Genomic DNA, 15,874 nt, shown 5'->3' on the forward strand with positions numbered 1-15,874 from the left:
CTCAGGGGAATCCTATACAAAGGGCCACCGGAGTCAGCTGGCTTCGCCAGCTTGACACAGGGGGCCAAACACAGTATTTGCAGGGTTTCCCCTCGGGCATGCAACTCCAGGGTCAAATACTGGCCGATAGATACGGGAGCACCGTGCCGTCTGGCATCCAGGTTTTGCATGGTTGTGCCTGTGCTTTCCTGTGACGGGGGCTTCGGGGGGCCCAGGGGCCGAATTGGCCAGAGGGATGGAAGCATGCCTTAAATGTGGGGTGAAAGAACAGAGGGGACGTTCAAATCAATTTGGAGGTAAGACACCTGCCTTCAGTTTACACCCTGCAGGAGGACAGAGCCTGACTGGGAGGCACAAGGGCAGGGTTGTTTCCCTCATCCGTTCCCTGACTTCCGCCCGCAGCGTTCTGGCAGATGCCGTGAATTATGGGGCCAGGCGGTCCTTTAACCCGTTGGGTGATGGTGGAGCATCCCTTTCCACCCAGAGGATTTCTGAGAAAGCTGACGTGAGGCTGGCAAGAAGAGGAGGCGTCTCAGTCGTTACAAAAAAATCACATCTAGAAATTTCATGAGGCTTCACTGAACTTTTTTCATCTCATTCATGGGAAGTGTTACAGACCACCCGGCCCAAACATGAAAATGTAACAAGAAAGGTGTTGCAACAAGGATCCCTCACATGACCCTGTTCCAGTCCATTCCACAAAAGGCCCTCAGGGACAACCGTGATCACATCATCGTGGTCACGCAGGAACACCACATCACCACCCTTCAACTCCGTGACATCTTCAACATCACCCCCCACCACCAGCGGGACCACACTGTGGTGCACTGTCGGCAAGGAGGAAGCTTCTCCAGTCTGGTCATCCAAGAAGGGGCCAGTGTCTTTCTGGGCCGCTGTCAGGGCCTGCTGGAAGCGCTCCGGCTGGAAGACTCGGTCCTGATCAACCAGCACTACTGCCCGAAACTTCAAGCATCCTGAAGTGAAGTTGCAGCAAACACTGGTGGGCTTTCTGGAGGCCTCCTGGCCCGACCGGATGCTGCAGAAGCCCTTGGGCTTGCTGAACCTGTAGGATCACCTCTTCCCTGCGGTAGTGAAACAAAATCACCGACCAGCGCTCCCACGGCACCGACTGGGAGCGCTGCATTCTGGGCAGCATGCTTTGCAGGAGTTGATGGGCGTGCTCCAGGTGGCGGTGCACGTCACTGACGGTCAGGGTGGCATCGTCGGCGAGAAGAAGGGTCAGCACCCGTTTGAGGTGCTGACGGACCCGGTGGAGTTTCAGCACCCTTTCAGTCTATTCCTTGTCCCTGACACCATTCTGACCGGCCGTCAGTTTTTGTTCAGCTTTCTCATTTTCAGCTCAGTGCGTCTCAGACGCAATTCAGTGGGAGGGTGTACCTTGAAGTCAAGAAAGGTGCAAGGGGGTACTCCCCCAGGAGGTGATGCAACGTGTTGTTTTTGATTTCACTGGCGATCGGACTGACTCTGGGACTCTTGATTGGTGGTGCAGTTCTGCTGCTGGCCCGGGGCATCACCCCCACCCTGGACCCCAGGGATGCATTGGAAATGGAGACCCTGCAACAGGGCAGGCCCCATCTGATTTGAAACCTGATTTTGAGGTCGAAAGCACCCCATGGGAACGCTGGGGTGCTGCTTTGTTTTCACTTCCGGGAGTCTGAAGGGTGATGACCTCTGCACAACAACCGATCAGCTGTGTTCCAGTTGTCCTGTTCTTTCTGGATCGGTGGACGCATGGCTTCTCACAACCCTCCAGCAGGCCAATGACCACGCCATCCCTGCGGCCCAACCGGCGAGCACATCGGTGGGGTAATGCACCCCCAGGTACATGCGGCTCAACCCCACCAGGAAAGTGAACAGACCGCCCAACACCACCATGGGCCAGCGGTACCGGGTGTGCCAGAGCATGCACACGAGTGCAGTCGCCACCGCAGCAGCATACATGGCATGCCCGCTGGGAAAACTCTGCGCCTGTTCCTGTACAATCCACTCCCACAAATGTGGCCTGGGCCGCCCAAAGACCAGTTTGCTGGCGCTGTTGATCACCGCAGCCCCCAGGGTAGAGAGCAGGAAATAGAAGCTGATCCGACGATTCTTCTCCCACAACACGAAGACCAGCAGCAGGGTAAAGCCTCCCATCACATACACACTGCCCACCGTGGATGCCGTGACGGCCACGCGGTCCAAGGAAGCATTGGCATGGCTGTGCAACCACAACATGAACGGCTGCTCGAAACGAAAGCGTTCCTTTTCCAGCAGATCCTCGGCAATCAGGCCCACACCCAGGAGCGGCAAGAGCACCCCCAGGACCCACACCAACAGCCGTTTCCAGTGCAACGCCACAGGGTTTGACATGACCTGCATTGTGCACCTCCTGATCCCTTTTGACTGTGGGATGTTCTGAGAAGCACACCTGCAGGAGTGTTGCTGAATGCTGGGGCTAAGCAGCAGGTCAAATTGAAATTCAATCTTTGGAATACGTTGCGTGGGCGTTGACCACCTGTGACACAGAAACCTGCAAGCTGATAACTCCAAATGCGAAGTGAGACTTTCAGGGTGCTTTTCTGGTCCACCCCTCAGGCAGAGGCAACCAGCGGGCCAGCAAGGCAGACAGGGCCACAATTCCCAGGCTGCCCAGCACATCCAGGGTGTGGTGGGCCCCGATGGCCAGCCGTCCCAGCAACACCAGCAGGGTACCGAGGGCCAGAGGCCAGGTCCACTTGCGGTCCAACCAGAAGACGCCCATGGTCAGGAGGGCCGCAGCCAGGGTGTGGTCGGAAGGAAAACCATTGTCCCGGGATGCGTCTGTGAGGGGCTCGTATCCTTCCACCATGAACGGCCTGGGGTCTTGCACCACATGCAATCCCAACAAGGTCAGCACACCTGCAAACGCACCGAGCAGCACCAGCTGGGCCAGCAGCCTCCAGGTCAGCTGCTTTCGGCGGACCCAGAACCGCCAGAGGGCAATGAGCAACAGCACAAACAGCATTTTGGAGGCGAAAAACACGCTGAGGGAGCCCACAGAGGGTTGATGAACAGCCAGGGCGTGGAGGGTGTGTTGTACGAAATCTTGCACAGGTCACCTTAAGCTGAACACGTTAAGTCCAGGTGAGGGAGCTTTCGCAGCCTCAGGTTACAGCTGGAACTGCGCAGCCAAATTTGTTCCGTGGGCAAGTCTGGTGCAGGAAAACCGTCCGTGTATGTCGGAGGATGGATGAGCGCAACCAAATGGGGTTGCACATCCGACCCATCACTGCAGCACTTCCCTCAAGCCTGCCGGGGTGATGTTCAGCCGGTAGAGGGACAGGATGCGCTGCACCTGGGCGAAGCCCCTGGAAGGCACCAGACACACCCAGCCTTCACTGTGGGTGCCCACCCGATTCAGCACCACGAAGCGGTGACTGGGGTGTTGTTGCAGGTGGTCCAGCACCGAGAACAGCAAGCCCTGCTCGTACTGGGATGCGGTCTGGGTGGCATCTGGCGTGAGGGACAGTTGGAAATGTTGTGCAGCAATGACCAGGTGCGGTTTGTTCCAGTGGGACATTCGGGGACCAAAAGGCCACACCAGGTCAGACTCGGCCATCACCAGGTGGGTGGCCTCCAGGGGCACCCCTGCGACGCGTTGAATGAATTCCGAATTCATCACCCTGTCCTCCGTTCCTGTTGTTGATGTGTGTCCTGGGTCAGGGTACACCGTACCAAAACCCGCCTGACAGCAACCTCACTCTTGCTTCAAACATCTGGGCGTTTTTTCATGTTGAGTTGCTGCAGCACCGTCTGTTCCCAGCCCCTGGCTTGCTCCAGGGTGGCGTGGATCACCACGTCAAACGTCACCGTTTTGGGTTTGAGTCCCCAGGACCTCCCGGGGCGCTCCAGGACCTGCACCTGGGTTCCGGTGAGGGTTTCCAGCCAGGCTTGCAGGGAGTGGGCCGTCCAGGCGGTGTGGCCGGTCCGGCTCTCCAGGGTGTAACGGTGGGTTTGCTCGTTCACCCCTCCATCCTGCCACATGGGACTGAAACAGCCATGAAGCGTGGCTCCCCCGGTATTCCACCCAGTGGATGTTCAGGCAGCAGGAGCATGGTGGAGGGGTCTCCATTTGTTTGGAGGCCTGCTTCTCCTCCCTTGCCCGAGGGGCTGCAACCCGTGGGGATTTGAGTTGTCAATCCCCTTTCCGGTGGTGCTGCGCTTTCATGGGGTGCATCCATGCATCTGCCAACCGCACCACACCCTCAAAATGGGAGCGTTCCCTGGGAAAGAACGGTGTCCCCACACCTCCCTGAGCAAAGCCCTGCTTTTGCACTTCACCCAGCTTCGTTTCACCTGTGCTGCAGGAGACGGGAATCCCGTGAACCGGGGGAGAGCACCACCGCAACTTTATTGCCCCCAGTTGGAAGCAGATGAACAACTTTTAACATGCAGGGGTAAGAAAAGACACATCCTCTCGCTGGTACCATGCCCACAAAGGGCCTCTGTGGAGGCCGTCCTGTGGAGGTGCACATGGGGATTTTTGACAGCATCCTGATGAACCTGACTTTGCTGATGACCCTCACGTACCTGTGGACGGTGCTGGTCAAGCAGGGCCGGCTCTCCCAGCAGTCCCAGCAGAATCAGCTGCTGGAAATCCTGGTGGCTTGCCTCACCGCCCTGATGCTGATGCAATACCCGGTGCGCATGGGGGATGGATTGCAGTTCGACCTGCGCATGGTTCCACTGGTGGTGTTGGGGCTGCGTTACGGTCCCCTGCATGCCGTGCTCGCTGCCGTCCCGGTGGCACTGTACCGCCTGGCTCTGGGGGGTATGGGGGCCGTGCCTGCTGTGGCCTCACTGGGTGCTGTGCTCACATTGCTGTCCCTGGGCTGGCTGTGGGCCGGACTGGAACGCAAGCACATCCTGAAGCTTCCTTTCGTGCCCGCTGGGGTGTTCCTGGGCCAGCTGGTCGGCCTGTCCCTGCTGCCCAACCGACTGCAGCTGATCACAGAAGTGTTCCCGGTGCTGTACGGACTGGGGGTGCTGATGACCCACGTTTCCCTGTCCATGCTGCTCAGCAAGCAAAAACAACTGAAAGCCAGCGAAGAGGTGTCCCTGCAGTCCCTCACCGATCCCCTCACCCTGCTGGGGAACCGCCGCAAACTCGACCAGGATGCGAAGGCCTTTCATGCGGGGAATTTCGTGCTGACCCTGGATGTGGACCACTTCAAACGCATCAACGATGCATTTGGGCACCATGTGGGCGATGAAGTGCTCTCCACCCTGGGCACCGTGATCCGCGAAAGCCTGGGCAGCCAGCACAAAGCCTACCGCCTGGGGGGAGAAGAGTTTGTGGTGGTGCTGAAAAACAAGAAGGCCAAATCAGCGTACCTGTGGACCGAAGAACTCCGGCTGTCATTCACCGAGCGGGTGGCCTTACTCCACCCCCACATCGAGCGTGCGGTGACGGTCAGTGCAGGCCTGGTGAACATGCAGGCCGGGGAAGGCTTCACCGTGGCGTTGCAGCGAGCAGATGCCCTCTTGTACCAGGCCAAACAGCAGGGGCGCAACCAGACCTGCCTCAAGCTGGAAGATCCCCTAAAGCAACTTGGCACGCAGGTGTTTGAAACTCAAACCGAAAAATGGAACTGAAAGCTGTAGGCCTGCACCTGCTCGGACTGCAGGCAGGCCAAGGGTCGTCACATCAGCATCACAGCGTTCACCTTCGATGTTGCCATGCGAACACAGGATGCAGCTGGGTCACTGAGACTCAAATCATCAGGTAGGCGTCTTGCACGTAATCGGCAGCAATGCTGAGTTGCAGGTGGCTCTTGCGGGGAAAAGCCTTGGCGTCATGCAAGCATTGCAGAGCTTCTTCCACCAGGGTGCGGGCCCGGGTGCGATTGAGGCGGTAATCCTGGTAGACCGCCACCTTGCGCGGAGGGTCGGCGTGCACTTCAGCCAGTTGTGTCAGGGTCTGGTAGGCAACGAGCAGGTCACTGCGCACGTCCTGGTGGTGCTCAGGGGCGGGATCATCCAGCAGGCGTAGGGCAGCTTTGAGACGCTTGCGGGCCATTCTGACATCACTCATCAGCTGAGTGTAGCTTGCTGTATCTTTCAGGTCCATGTCAAAACACCGTGGATGTCTGGAAGTTTCGAATGGTTTCAATCAAGTTGCTGTCAGCTTGGCCACCTCACCTGAGGATGAAGGCTCAGCTCTACACTGAGACATGAATGAAACCCAGATTCAAGGACGCATTGGCGGAGCAAGTGTGGGCTACGACATCCATGCCACCCGGGGCAAAACCAGCATTCAGGGCCGCATAGGTGGAATGAGCATTGGCAAAGACATCCAGTTGGTAGTGAACCACCACACCGTGCAGGGCCGCATTGGAGGACGCAGTGACGGCTTTGATGTGCACTTCGACCTCAGTGGCACACCCACGGGACGCCTGGGGGCAACACCATCGGTCAGGACCTCACCTATAAGGGCCGCCACAACCAGGGCTCTTACGCGCATTTGGTGAGGCTTCATACCCCAGATCTATGCTGAGGTCATGCGTGAGTTGATTCAGACCCTGATCCCTCCAGGCCTGCAACTCCTCTCCTGGCAGGTCAGCAAAAAAGTCCTGAATGTCACGTTAAACCCACCCCTCTGGCCACCCCCTGTCCCACTGGTGGTCAGCCTTCCTGTTCCCGACACAGCAGTGGTCTCCACCACAACTCTGAAGGCGGGCATGAATTCTGTGAACGAGGGCAACCACCAGCCTGAAAGGCGTACACTGAATCGATGTTTCTCTGTCCTGGTGGCTGCCCATGCTGGTCGTGAACGACACAATTTACCCCAGGCTCAAACAAAAACCCAGCCAGGCCGAATTGAGGTTGCTCTTCACCCCCACCCCTGAAGACCTCCTCTAGGTGGAAGCCACCTGCCTCTACCTCCCCAACCGGCTGGCCCGACTCATCCACCTCTTGGTGACCCGGCACCTCCACCAGCCCCTGCAACTGAAACACATCCCCCGAAACATCCAGCGCCACATCGCCCACACCTCTGGTCTGCAAGGGGCTTTGCCCCGCCTCCGCGCCCAGGAGCATGACGTTCCCTACCTTGAGCACCTCCGGGCCGTGCGGGAACACCTGGGGCTCATTTCCTTCAGAACGTATGGGACGGTGGAACTTGCCCGGGTGCTTCAGGGGTGCTGCACCCGCCATGAGGACATGGTCAGCATCCTCAATGCTGCTGTGGAAACCCTGCATCTGCAGCACTTTGAACTTCCAGGGTTCACCACCCTGGTCAAAGTGGCCACCACCGTGCGGGCCACCATCAACAAGACCATCTTTTCTCAGGTCATGGGGCTACTCGAGGAGGAGGGCTGCCTGCAGTTGGACCGATTGTTTGAAGTGGAGGCAGATGAAACCACCTCGCGCTGGAACGCTTTGAAGTTGGACCCCAAAAAAGCCAGCCTCAGCCAGCTGAGGGGCATCCTCTCACAACTGGCCGTGTTGGAGAAGCTCAGTCCATCCGTGAACCTGAAATCCCTGGTGTCCCGCAGCAAGTTCGAGCAGTTCGTGCAGGAAGCAAAAAGCCTGAACCGTCAGGCCATGGTGCGCCTCACCCTGATGAAGCGCTACACCCTGGCGGTGGCCTTGCTGGAAGCCCGAAGGGCCCAGTTGCGGGACGATCTGGGGACTCTGTTTGTGCGGCGCATGTTTCGCATCAGAACGCATGCCCTGAACCTCCTCAAAGACCTGCAGGAAAAGCACCAGGGGCACACCGACGCTCTCATTGATCAGCTCAGACAGGTCGCCGTTTTGCTGGCAGCAGAGGACCAGAACGATGTGCTGACCAAAGTCCGGGAGGCCATCCCCAAACCCGAGGACACTTTGCTGGACATCGACCGATACCTGGGAAGAACCAGGAACAATTTCGTGCCTTTCATGATGAAGGGATACCTCAGTCACCGGGCAGCCCTGCTCAACTTTCTGGAAGGGGTGTCCGTCAAATCCACCTCCGACAACAAGGACCTGGAGCACAGCATCCGTTTCGTGCTGGAGCATCGCAGTGAAAAAGACCCGAACCTGTCCACCTTCACCATTGACCCCCGTTTTGATGATGTGGTGATCGTGCCAGATGTGCCCCTGGGGTGGGTGCCGGAAGTGTGGCGGCCTTTTGTGTTCCAGCACAAAGGCCGTGAGGTGTGGGTGCTGCAGGGCCATCCGCTGGGTCTGAGCAAGCTGTATTTTGAGATGTACGTGCTGCTTCATGTGGCCTGGGAACTCAAATCTGGGGACCTGTGCATTGAAGGAAGTGAGGACTTTGCGAATTACACCCAAGAACTCGTGACCGATGTGGAGATGCAAGCAGAACTGCCCCTTTTCCTGGAGCAAATGGGGCAGGAAGGAACAGGGGCAGGAATCACCCGGACCTTGAAACAAAAGCTGCAAGAAACTGCCCGCTGGGCCGATGCGCGCTTGGGGTTCCCTGAACGGAGTGGCACCAGGATCAAAGGGGAAACGTTCACCCTCTCCAGAATGGAAGCAGAAAAAGAACCTGAGGGCTTCGAGGGGCACCGACAGCGCATTGTGCAGGCCTGCATCAATCACCCCTCACGGTGCTGGATGCCCTGTTTGACGCTGAGCACCTGCTTCAGTTCAGCAAGGTGTTCCGGCCCATTTCTGGACTTCAGTCTAAGCTGACGGATTCCTCCATCCGGTATGTGACGACCGTGTTCTGTTACGGATGCAACCTCAGGGCCACCCAGGCCGCCCGTTCTTTGCCAGGCACCAGCAGGCGGGACTTCGAGTGGATCAACCAGCACCACATCACCGAAACGGCCCTGCAGGAAGCCAGTGCCCTGGTGGTGAACGCTTACCATCAGTTTCAGCTGCCGAAACTGTGGGGGTCTGGGGAGCACGCCAGTGCAGATGGCACCAAGTGGGAGATGTTCGAGAACAATTTGATGTCCGAGTACCACATCCGATACGGGGGCTACGGCGGGCTAGGGTATTACCACGTCTCCGACAAATACATTGCCCTGTTTTCGCACTTCATTCCGTGCGGAGTGTGGGAAGCGGTGTACATCCTGGACGGCATGCTGCAGAACACCAGTGACATCCAACCAGACAAACTGCATGCCGACACCCAGGGTCAGAGCGCGCCGGTGTTTGGGATGGCTTATTTGCTGGGCATTGAACTCTTGCCCCGGATCCGCAACTGGCAGGATTTGCAGTTCTTCCGGGCTCAGAAAACAGACACCTTTGAAAACATTGGGGGACTCTTCAAAGGGAACATCGACTGGGAATTGATTGAGACGTATTTGCCGGACCTGCTGCGCATTGTGGTGTCGATCAAACTGGGCCGGATTTCTGCCGCGACGGTGCTGAAACGCCTGAGCAGATTCAACCGCAAGAACAAGGTGTACCAGGCCATGAGAGAACTGGGATTGGCGGTGCGCACCATATTCCTGCTCCGGTACATTTCTGATCCGCAACTGCGTGTCGGGATTTTCCGGGAGACCAACAAGAGTGAACAGTTCAACAACTTCGTGCAGTGGAGTTTCTTTGGTGGGGAGGGTATGGTGCAGACCCACCACCGGGACATGCAACGCAAACTGATCAAGTACAACCTGCTGGTGGCGAATTGCTTGGTGTTTCACACGGTATACCTGCTGACCCGACAGATCCGGGAACTGGAAGCCAGAGGTCAGGAGGTGCCGGAGGAGGTTTTAAAGCACCTCAATCCGTACTGGATGGGGCATTTGAACCGGTTTGGTCGGTACGACTGGGAGGTGGGGCGCATTCCTGATCCCCTGATCTTTAATTATAAGGGCTAACCTAGAAAATCGTTTCTGGGATGGCGATTTGATCAAATAAAATAGGTTTTCTCGCGAATCATTGCCTAACCTCTTTCTGGTCGCCTGGCGAGTGCAGCCATGTTTGGGAGTTTCCTGGCCTTCATGAACATCCGGGGCCGCAAAAAGCACTTTGAACGCACGGGATGGATTGTGTGGAGTCCTGCCTGAAGTGAAAACCCCATGAAAAGCCGGTGTTGCACCCCAGATGTCGCTGGACCCTTCGGGGTTGATGCGGGTGGTGCCTCAGCGATCTGCAAGGAACGTTTCATGGTTTTCAGAAAATTGGTGGTGTTGTCGCATGCTGCTCAGGCAGCAACAAGGGGTGTTTTGCTCAACCTGCACGGCCAGGGTTGACTTTGACGCGCGTGAATCTTCTACAGTGACATGCAAGGAGGAAGACGGTGTTCAAAGTTGGAGAGTTCTCCCGCATCGCCCAGGTGTCCACAAGGCTCCTCAGGCACTACGACCACATCGGATTGTTCACCCCGGAGCATCAGGATCCGCACACCGGATACCGCCATTACACCGCCAGCCAGCTTCCCACCCTGCACCGCATCCTGGCCCTCAGGGACCTCGGCCTCAGCCTGGACCAGATTGACCGGGTGATGCAACAGCAACTGGACGTGCAGGAGATTCGGGGCATGCTGCTGCTGAAAAAACAGCAACTGGAGCAGAGCATCCAAGAGGAAATCCAGAAGCTGCAGCGAGTGGAGTCCCGCCTCAGGCAGGTGGAAAAAGAAGGCACCTTTGAGACGGAAAGCGTGGTGCTGCGCAGTTTCCCAGAACAACGCCTGCTGTCTTACCGACAGGTTTTCCCCACCCGTCCCGATGGTCTACAGGCCATGTGGAAGCTGGCCAACAGCCTCCCTGCAGGCGGCAAACCCTCACAGGGGGCCTTCACGGTGGTGTTTCACACCATGGACATAGCAGACGAGAACCTGGATGTGGAACTGGGTTTTCTGCTCCCGGAAGGACAGCAAGGGCTGAGTTTTCCCACCGACCTGAGCTTGCAGGAAAGTACCATCGAAGCCCACGGGACGGTGGCGACACTGTACCGCCACGGCTGGCACGACCAGAACCTGGATTGCATGTTCAGCCTTGCCCAGTGGATGGAGGTGCACGGCTACCGTTTTGCAGGCCACCTGCGTGAGGTGTACATCAAACCTCCCCTGCAGGGCCGTGAAACCGAGAGCGTGGCGGAATTGCAGTGGCCGGTGGAGAAAATCCACCCGCCGATTCTGCCCTTGAATTGAACTGAAACTTCAACACTTGCAGGAAGGCCAGCACCTTCCTGTGGGTGAAACACGCCCCAAAAAGGAGAACACCTGACAGAAAGCCAGCAGCCCTGTGCTTTGGGCTGCCTTGTTCCCCGTCCATTGTCTTGAAACATTCCCTCTTTGTTCTGAAAGGACTTCCCATGAAAAAAATGCTTGCTTTGACTTTGCTTGTTGCTTCCAGTGCCCTCGCCCAGACTGCCTCCATCCAGTACACCGACCTTGCCTTCCCAACCCTGCCTTTTGTGTCCCACTGGGTGGAAGTGAACGGGGCAAAGATGCATTACCTGGAGGCAGGAGACCCCCGCAAAGACACGGTGGTTTTGCTGCATGGCATTCCCACCTGGTCTTACCAGTGGCGCAAGGTGATTCCGAAACTCGCAGAAAAGCACCATGTGATCGCCCCGGATTTGATTGGTTTTGGCCGTTCAGACCGTCCCCTCAACCTGGGTTACAGCTTTCTGGATCACGCAGCCTTTCTGGAAGGGTTCATGAAAAACCTGGATTTGAAGAACGTCACGCTGGTGGTGCACGACCTGGGAAGTGTGGTGGGCTTCCATTACGCCGCCACCCACCAGGACAACGTGCGGGCCATGGCTTTCATGGAAGCCGCCCTGCCCCCCATGTTCCCTCCAGGACCACAAACCCTTTCTCTGATGGGAGAAGGTGGGAAGATGTTCCAGGCTTTTCTGGACCCTGTGCAGGGCCACGCTTTGCTGGAAGACCAGAATGTGATGGTGGAAGGCATGATTCCCCAAATGACCCTGCGCAAACTCAGCGAGGCAGAAATGAATGCCTACCGGGCACCATTTCCCCGTCCAGAAGACCGCAAACCCATCTGGGCCGGGCCACAGCAGTTCGTGAACCCGGAGGCTGTGCAACTCATTCAGGGGTACATCCAGTGGATGGAAACCAGCGAAATGCCCTTCTTGCAGTTCAGGGTCACGCCGGGTTTCCTCAACCCCGAAGCCACGGCCATCTGGGCGAAAAGCCACCTGAAGCACCTCACCACCGTGGATCTGGGACCCGGATTGCATTTTGTGCCTGAAGACCACGGCGAGGAGATTGCAGAAGCCCTCAACAGCTGGCTGAAAAAACTTTAAAAGTTGAATCAAGACAGCATCCTGACTGAAGTTTCAGGGCGGGCTGGTTGTGCTGCGCAGGTGGTGTTTGAGCATCACCTGCTTGAGTTTGTTTTGTTGATACAGGGGAATCAGGCACACCCACCCTGCGTCACTGGTGTGGGCCTTCTGCACGATGCAGAGCAGGTAATTCAGACGGCTTGCGGCCTGGAACAGCAGAGACTCGATCAGATCTGTTTCCCCCAGGGTGGCACCTTGAGAATCCCCCAGCAGGTTCTCCAGGGTGTGCTGAAGTTCATCGGCCCGGTACAGGGTGCTGCGTGGGCCGAATTCAAAAGACAGATGGGCGAGCATCAACAACTCCTGGGCGGCGTTTGGCAACACGTCATAAAAGTGATGGATCTGCAGTGTCTGGTCGGTCATGACGTTCTCAAATCAACCACTTTACCCCTGGAAGCTTAGGTTTTCCTTAGAGTCATCTGTCAAATTGTTCGTCTTGGTCAACTCTTTTCATCCCAGAAGGTTTCCGGTCAAGAAAACAGAGTGATTTCGAGGTCATTTCCCTCGATGGAGATTTTTCCCCCGTTCAAGTGAACTTGCTTTCCAGACTGCTGGAAGCCCGTCCGTCCAGAGCGAACCCACCTTCCTGCCCTTCAATCCTCAGGTTTGGGTGCAAGCAGGGTTTCCACCTTCTCCAGCAAACGGGTGATGTCAAAGGGTTTTGGAATGAAATCTGAGGCCCCACCGGCCAGCAAGTCAAACATCACCTGGGCTTCTTCCACAGCGGAGACAATCACCACTTTGGCTGTACCACACTTCTCCTTGAGGATGGGCAGCAGTTTCTGGCCCCCCCCACCCGGGAAGTTCACGTCGAGCAACACCAACTCAAAGTCACAGTGTTGCTCGATGACCTGCAAAGCGGCCTCAAAGTCACTGGCTTCCAGCACCTGAAAGTGGTTGAGTTTGAGGAAGCGCACCAACATGCGGCGCACGGTGGTGTCGTCTTCCACCACCAGCACCCTGGGTTCTTCGGTTGTCATGGCACCCCCTGGACTCCACAGATGCAAGTCTGGCTTTGACTCTATCGGAGGCACCTGAAATGAAACCCAGGGTCAGCCAGCAACAAGCCGTTTCCGTTCAGGGTTGCACCCCGAATCCCCTCCGAGGGGTGCACTGTCCTCATGCCTTCCATACAGATCAAAGACATGCACCTGTTGGTCTACCACGTGCTCTCCAGATTGGGATTCACACATCCCGGCAAGTCTGGAAGCAGTTGCTGGACGGGAAAGGATTTCATGACCCACGCCCGACTGCAATTTGAGATGGCCGCCAGGGTTGCAGGACAGCATGAACGTTTTTTGCCCTCCTCTGCACCCATCCCGCCACTGGCCTGCTGAAAAATGCACCCACGAATCCAGTTTCATGCAGCCTACCGTTCCCCCAACAAAGTCTGTCAGAATGAACCCATGCCAGAGAACAGAGGTCCCAGGGTGCTGCTCGTGGAAGACAGTGCCGTACAGCAACAGGTGATGTCCATCTACCTGCGCAGTCACGGGTACACCTTGCAGATCGCAGGAAGCTTGCTGGAAGCCCAGCAGAAGTTGAATGCTGTGGACATTTTGGTGCTTGACCTCATCCTCCCGGACGGCAGTGGGTTGAACTCCTCAAGCATGTCCGCCGTCAGGCACTCCCCCTGAAAGTCCTGATCCTCAGCCAGCTGGGTGAAGTTCAGGAACGGGTGCGGGGACTGACCGGCGGAGCGGACGATTACCTCCCCAAGCCCTTTGACCTCACCGAACTTGATGCCCGACTGCAAGCCCTGTGGCGGCGCAGGGACCCGGTGACCCTGCAGAAAGTGGGTTCCTGGACCATTCATGTGGACACTTACCAGGTGGATCTGGCAGACAGGAGCGTGCAGCTCAACCGCCAAGAACTGCAACTCCTGCTCAAACTCGCGGAAACACCTGGACAGCCTGTGCACAGGGATGACTTGCACAGGGAGGTGTGGGGGCAAGATGAAGTCGGGGTGAGGATTGTGGATGTGCGCATTTACGGACTCAGGCAAAAGCTGGGTGAGCACACCATCGAGGCCATCCGGGGCCTCGGATACCGCCTCAACCTGCAGGGTTGAACCTGAGGCAGCAGAGGAAACACCAAGAATCAATTGTGTCCATCCAGAAAAGCTTTCAGGCAAAACCCCCTGTTTTGGCCTTCAGCGTCCGTCGGGTGTGCAACCTTCCGTGCTGTCCAGAGAGGTGTAAAATGCAAACAGGTGTCTCACCCTTCCCTGAATGGACATGACCGGTGTGCTTTCACGACGCTCAGGCATGTTTCATTCCCCTGGTTCCCTTCAAGGCCATTGAACTCTTGGTGTCAGGAAAGCTCAGGTCAGCCCATGCCCAATTCACCCGCCTCCAGGCACGGTGCCCCCCTGTCCATAGGGCAGCATTTGACCCTGGAACTCCAAAGCAGACAAGAATCCCTTCAGGACTTCTCCCGACGGCTGGATTGCCCGCAAGAGCGGCTGGAGCAGGTTCTGCAAGGCCAACAGCCACTCACCGTCGAACTGGCCTTGAGGATCGAAAAGTGCTGGGGGATCAACATGAAACTGCTGCTCGACTTGCAACAGGAACACCAGCAGTGGCGGGCACACCAGATGGACGCTGGCAGTGACCTGACCGGAGGGCCATGAGGGGTCAGGGCCGCAGCATTGATCCTGCCAGGCGGGCCTTTCTGGAACAGCGGCCTGCATTGAGACCAGCCTGCCTGCTGAGGGGTTCCCCCAACCCCTGGAGCACCTGCACTCGCCCTTGACCAGGACCAACAACAGGGCATGGAACGATTTGAAGCCCAGGTCGAAAAACAGCTGGGGAAACTCCTGCATCAGAAACGCATCAACTTGCGCACCCTGCTGATGGTCCGGCTCAGAAGCTTTCTGGAAGAAACCGTCCAGGTTGAGGGGTCAATCTGAGCCTGCCCTGCTTTGCACGTTCAGGTTGCACCCTGGGTCGCAATGGCTGGAGGCTTAGAAGGGTACACTGTCCTCATGCCCTCCATCCAGGTCAAAGACGGGCACCTGTCGGTCTACCAGGTGCTCACCGAACTGGGTTTCCTGCAGCCTGGGAAGGTGTGGAAGCAGTTGCTGGACAGGAAGGGCAAGGACTTCATGGTCCACACCCGCCTGCAATTTGAGATGGCTGATGGCCGCAAAAGCCGCCTCGTTCCTGCGATCCGTGAGGACGACCTGGGGGAACTGCTGGATGGGGTCCGTCAGATGAGCGGGCAGGGACAAACCGGGTGGTTTTACCTGCCTGTCGAACGACAGGTGCTGGACACCCTCACAGCTGCCTTTCAGGACTTGCAACCAAAGAACCCTTGTGAACTCGATGGGGTGAGGGTGGATGTATTCTTTCAGGCCTGCAAGGTGGCGGTGGTGTTTTTTTCAAGCACAACCCTGGATGCCGTGCGGATCGTGCAGATGAACGCAGGAGGGATGCGGGAGGTGCAGGTGAACGTGTACCACACGAAGTTTCGACTGGGTCATCTGGTGTGTTAAATGCGCTGTCTCCTGGGAGAGGACGCTTGAACTTGGGTTTGCGGTGCTGAAAGGAGCCTTCTGGAAGTTGGAATTTTGAGCTCTCCCTTTTGAAACGCCTTTTGACTGGAACGTGGCCGGGGA

General features: G+C 57.2%; 22 protein-coding genes. 14 read left to right on the forward strand and 8 right to left on the reverse strand.

Annotated elements, in window-relative coordinates:
- Nucleotides 1-675: 675 nt before the first annotated feature.
- Complete coding sequence (locus IEY52_RS23425) at nucleotides 676-978, forward strand: hypothetical protein (protein ID WP_189007912.1); 303 nt, start codon at nucleotides 676-678, stop codon at nucleotides 976-978.
- Here the strand turns inward: IEY52_RS23425 and IEY52_RS23430 are convergent.
- Nucleotides 941-1,285 (reverse strand): hypothetical protein, encoded by a 345-nt coding sequence (locus IEY52_RS23430; RefSeq protein WP_189007914.1) that lies wholly within the window; start codon nucleotides 1,283-1,285, stop codon nucleotides 941-943. The genes IEY52_RS23425 and IEY52_RS23430 overlap by 38 nt on opposite strands.
- Before the next feature lie 164 nt (nucleotides 1,286-1,449).
- On the opposite strand from IEY52_RS23430, the gene IEY52_RS23435 reads away from it, so the two are divergent.
- The gene (locus IEY52_RS23435; RefSeq protein ID WP_189007916.1) at nucleotides 1,450-1,605 is read left to right on the forward strand and encodes a hypothetical protein; all 156 of its coding nucleotides are present in this window, start codon (nucleotides 1,450-1,452) and stop codon (nucleotides 1,603-1,605) included.
- A 102-nt stretch (nucleotides 1,606-1,707) separates the two neighbouring features.
- Here IEY52_RS23435 and IEY52_RS23440 read toward each other — a convergent pair whose 3' ends face one another.
- From IEY52_RS23440 to IEY52_RS23455, 4 genes are all read right to left on the reverse strand, one after another.
- Complete coding sequence (locus tag IEY52_RS23440; RefSeq protein WP_189007918.1) at nucleotides 1,708-2,373, reverse strand: phosphatase PAP2 family protein; 666 nt, start codon at nucleotides 2,371-2,373, stop codon at nucleotides 1,708-1,710.
- 196 nt (nucleotides 2,374-2,569) lie between these two features.
- Nucleotides 2,570-3,094, reverse strand: a complete 525-nt coding sequence (locus IEY52_RS23445) for a phosphatase PAP2 family protein (RefSeq protein ID WP_189007920.1) — start codon at nucleotides 3,092-3,094, stop codon at nucleotides 2,570-2,572.
- Nucleotides 3,095-3,268: 174 nt separating this feature from the next.
- Nucleotides 3,269-3,661 (reverse strand): hypothetical protein, encoded by a 393-nt coding sequence (locus IEY52_RS23450; protein WP_189007922.1) that lies wholly within the window; start codon nucleotides 3,659-3,661, stop codon nucleotides 3,269-3,271.
- Nucleotides 3,662-3,750: 89 nt separating this feature from the next.
- A complete protein-coding gene (locus IEY52_RS23455) occupies nucleotides 3,751-4,008 on the reverse strand; it encodes a hypothetical protein (protein WP_189007925.1) in 258 nt (85 codons plus the stop codon).
- Between the two features lie 507 nt (nucleotides 4,009-4,515).
- Here IEY52_RS23455 and IEY52_RS23460 point away from each other — a divergent pair.
- Nucleotides 4,516-5,637: a GGDEF domain-containing protein gene (locus IEY52_RS23460; protein WP_189007933.1), complete on the forward strand. Its 1,122-nt coding sequence runs from the start codon at nucleotides 4,516-4,518 to the stop codon at nucleotides 5,635-5,637.
- 118 nt (nucleotides 5,638-5,755) lie between these two features.
- Here IEY52_RS23460 and IEY52_RS23465 read toward each other — a convergent pair whose 3' ends face one another.
- Nucleotides 5,756-6,076: a hypothetical protein gene (locus tag IEY52_RS23465; protein ID WP_189007936.1), complete on the reverse strand. Its 321-nt coding sequence runs from the start codon at nucleotides 6,074-6,076 to the stop codon at nucleotides 5,756-5,758.
- Between the two features lie 139 nt (nucleotides 6,077-6,215).
- Between IEY52_RS23465 and IEY52_RS23470 the strand changes: the two genes are divergently transcribed.
- From IEY52_RS23470 to IEY52_RS23490, 5 genes are all read left to right on the forward strand, one after another.
- Nucleotides 6,216-6,512: a hypothetical protein gene (locus IEY52_RS23470; RefSeq protein WP_189007939.1), complete on the forward strand. Its 297-nt coding sequence runs from the start codon at nucleotides 6,216-6,218 to the stop codon at nucleotides 6,510-6,512.
- 391 nt (nucleotides 6,513-6,903) lie between these two features.
- Nucleotides 6,904-8,682, forward strand: a complete 1,779-nt coding sequence (locus tag IEY52_RS23475) for a DUF4158 domain-containing protein (RefSeq protein WP_189007942.1) — start codon at nucleotides 6,904-6,906, stop codon at nucleotides 8,680-8,682.
- Nucleotides 8,646-9,818 (forward strand): Tn3 family transposase, encoded by a 1,173-nt coding sequence (locus IEY52_RS23480; protein WP_229684941.1) that lies wholly within the window; start codon nucleotides 8,646-8,648, stop codon nucleotides 9,816-9,818. Before IEY52_RS23475 ends, IEY52_RS23480 begins: the two co-directional genes overlap by 37 nt.
- Nucleotides 9,819-10,240: 422 nt before the next feature.
- Complete coding sequence (locus tag IEY52_RS23485; protein WP_189007948.1) at nucleotides 10,241-11,092, forward strand: MerR family transcriptional regulator; 852 nt, start codon at nucleotides 10,241-10,243, stop codon at nucleotides 11,090-11,092.
- A gap of 164 nt (nucleotides 11,093-11,256) precedes the next feature.
- Nucleotides 11,257-12,216: a haloalkane dehalogenase gene (locus tag IEY52_RS23490; protein WP_189007951.1), complete on the forward strand. Its 960-nt coding sequence runs from the start codon at nucleotides 11,257-11,259 to the stop codon at nucleotides 12,214-12,216.
- A gap of 33 nt (nucleotides 12,217-12,249) precedes the next feature.
- On the opposite strand, the gene IEY52_RS23495 is transcribed toward IEY52_RS23490, so the two are convergent.
- Together IEY52_RS23495 and IEY52_RS23500 are read right to left on the reverse strand one after the other, a co-directional pair.
- Nucleotides 12,250-12,618, reverse strand: coding sequence for a hypothetical protein (locus IEY52_RS23495; RefSeq protein WP_189007954.1), 369 nt, complete (start codon nucleotides 12,616-12,618; stop codon nucleotides 12,250-12,252).
- Nucleotides 12,619-12,848: 230 nt separating this feature from the next.
- The gene (locus IEY52_RS23500; protein WP_189007957.1) at nucleotides 12,849-13,235 is read right to left on the reverse strand and encodes a response regulator; all 387 of its coding nucleotides are present in this window, start codon (nucleotides 13,233-13,235) and stop codon (nucleotides 12,849-12,851) included.
- A gap of 141 nt (nucleotides 13,236-13,376) precedes the next feature.
- Here IEY52_RS23500 and IEY52_RS23505 point away from each other — a divergent pair, with 141 nt between their 5' ends.
- From IEY52_RS23505 to IEY52_RS23530, 6 genes are all read left to right on the forward strand, one after another.
- Complete coding sequence (locus IEY52_RS23505; RefSeq protein WP_189007960.1) at nucleotides 13,377-13,592, forward strand: hypothetical protein; 216 nt, start codon at nucleotides 13,377-13,379, stop codon at nucleotides 13,590-13,592.
- Between the two features lie 69 nt (nucleotides 13,593-13,661).
- Nucleotides 13,662-13,892 carry a response regulator transcription factor gene (locus IEY52_RS23510; protein WP_189007963.1) on the forward strand — a complete coding sequence of 77 codons (231 nt, stop codon included), beginning with the start codon at nucleotides 13,662-13,664 and terminating at the stop codon, nucleotides 13,890-13,892.
- An 8-nt stretch (nucleotides 13,893-13,900) separates the two neighbouring features.
- The gene (locus IEY52_RS23515; RefSeq protein ID WP_229684942.1) at nucleotides 13,901-14,326 is read left to right on the forward strand and encodes a response regulator transcription factor; all 426 of its coding nucleotides are present in this window, start codon (nucleotides 13,901-13,903) and stop codon (nucleotides 14,324-14,326) included.
- Between the two features lie 264 nt (nucleotides 14,327-14,590).
- The gene (locus IEY52_RS23520; RefSeq protein WP_189007969.1) at nucleotides 14,591-14,887 is read left to right on the forward strand and encodes a helix-turn-helix transcriptional regulator; all 297 of its coding nucleotides are present in this window, start codon (nucleotides 14,591-14,593) and stop codon (nucleotides 14,885-14,887) included.
- Nucleotides 14,888-15,028: 141 nt separating this feature from the next.
- Entirely contained in the window at nucleotides 15,029-15,166 is a 138-nt protein-coding gene (locus IEY52_RS23525; RefSeq protein WP_189007972.1) for a hypothetical protein, read from the forward strand.
- Between the two features lie 75 nt (nucleotides 15,167-15,241).
- The gene (locus IEY52_RS23530; protein WP_189007974.1) at nucleotides 15,242-15,751 is read left to right on the forward strand and encodes a hypothetical protein; all 510 of its coding nucleotides are present in this window, start codon (nucleotides 15,242-15,244) and stop codon (nucleotides 15,749-15,751) included.
- Nucleotides 15,752-15,874: the final 123 nt, after the last annotated feature.

It is taken from the genome of Deinococcus roseus, assembly GCF_014646895.1.
GTDB lineage: Bacteria > Deinococcota > Deinococci > Deinococcales > Deinococcaceae > Deinococcus_C > Deinococcus_C roseus.

Bases quoted from the DNA above. Each gene is read 5' to 3' on its own strand.
- IEY52_RS23530 (WP_189007974.1), top strand. From the start codon at position 15,242: ATGCCCTCCATCCAGGTCAAAGACGGGCACCTGTCGGTCTACCAGGTG.
- IEY52_RS23465 (WP_189007936.1), bottom strand. From the start codon at position 6,076: ATGAGTGATGTCAGAATGGCCCGCAAGCGTCTCAAAGCTGCCCTACGC.
- IEY52_RS23510 (WP_189007963.1), top strand. From the start codon at position 13,662: ATGCCAGAGAACAGAGGTCCCAGGGTGCTGCTCGTGGAAGACAGTGCC.
- IEY52_RS23425 (WP_189007912.1), top strand. From the start codon at position 676: ATGACCCTGTTCCAGTCCATTCCACAAAAGGCCCTCAGGGACAACCGT.
- IEY52_RS23500 (WP_189007957.1), bottom strand. From the start codon at position 13,235: ATGACAACCGAAGAACCCAGGGTGCTGGTGGTGGAAGACGACACCACC.
- IEY52_RS23520 (WP_189007969.1), top strand. From the start codon at position 14,591: ATGCCCAATTCACCCGCCTCCAGGCACGGTGCCCCCCTGTCCATAGGG.
- IEY52_RS23450 (WP_189007922.1), bottom strand. From the start codon at position 3,661: ATGAATTCGGAATTCATTCAACGCGTCGCAGGGGTGCCCCTGGAGGCC.
- IEY52_RS23460 (WP_189007933.1), top strand. From the start codon at position 4,516: ATGGGGATTTTTGACAGCATCCTGATGAACCTGACTTTGCTGATGACC.
- IEY52_RS23495 (WP_189007954.1), bottom strand. From the start codon at position 12,618: ATGACCGACCAGACACTGCAGATCCATCACTTTTATGACGTGTTGCCA.
- IEY52_RS23525 (WP_189007972.1), top strand. From the start codon at position 15,029: ATGGAACGATTTGAAGCCCAGGTCGAAAAACAGCTGGGGAAACTCCTG.
- IEY52_RS23490 (WP_189007951.1), top strand. From the start codon at position 11,257: ATGAAAAAAATGCTTGCTTTGACTTTGCTTGTTGCTTCCAGTGCCCTC.
- IEY52_RS23470 (WP_189007939.1), top strand. From the start codon at position 6,216: ATGAATGAAACCCAGATTCAAGGACGCATTGGCGGAGCAAGTGTGGGC.
- IEY52_RS23440 (WP_189007918.1), bottom strand. From the start codon at position 2,373: ATGTCAAACCCTGTGGCGTTGCACTGGAAACGGCTGTTGGTGTGGGTC.
- IEY52_RS23505 (WP_189007960.1), top strand. From the start codon at position 13,377: ATGCCTTCCATACAGATCAAAGACATGCACCTGTTGGTCTACCACGTG.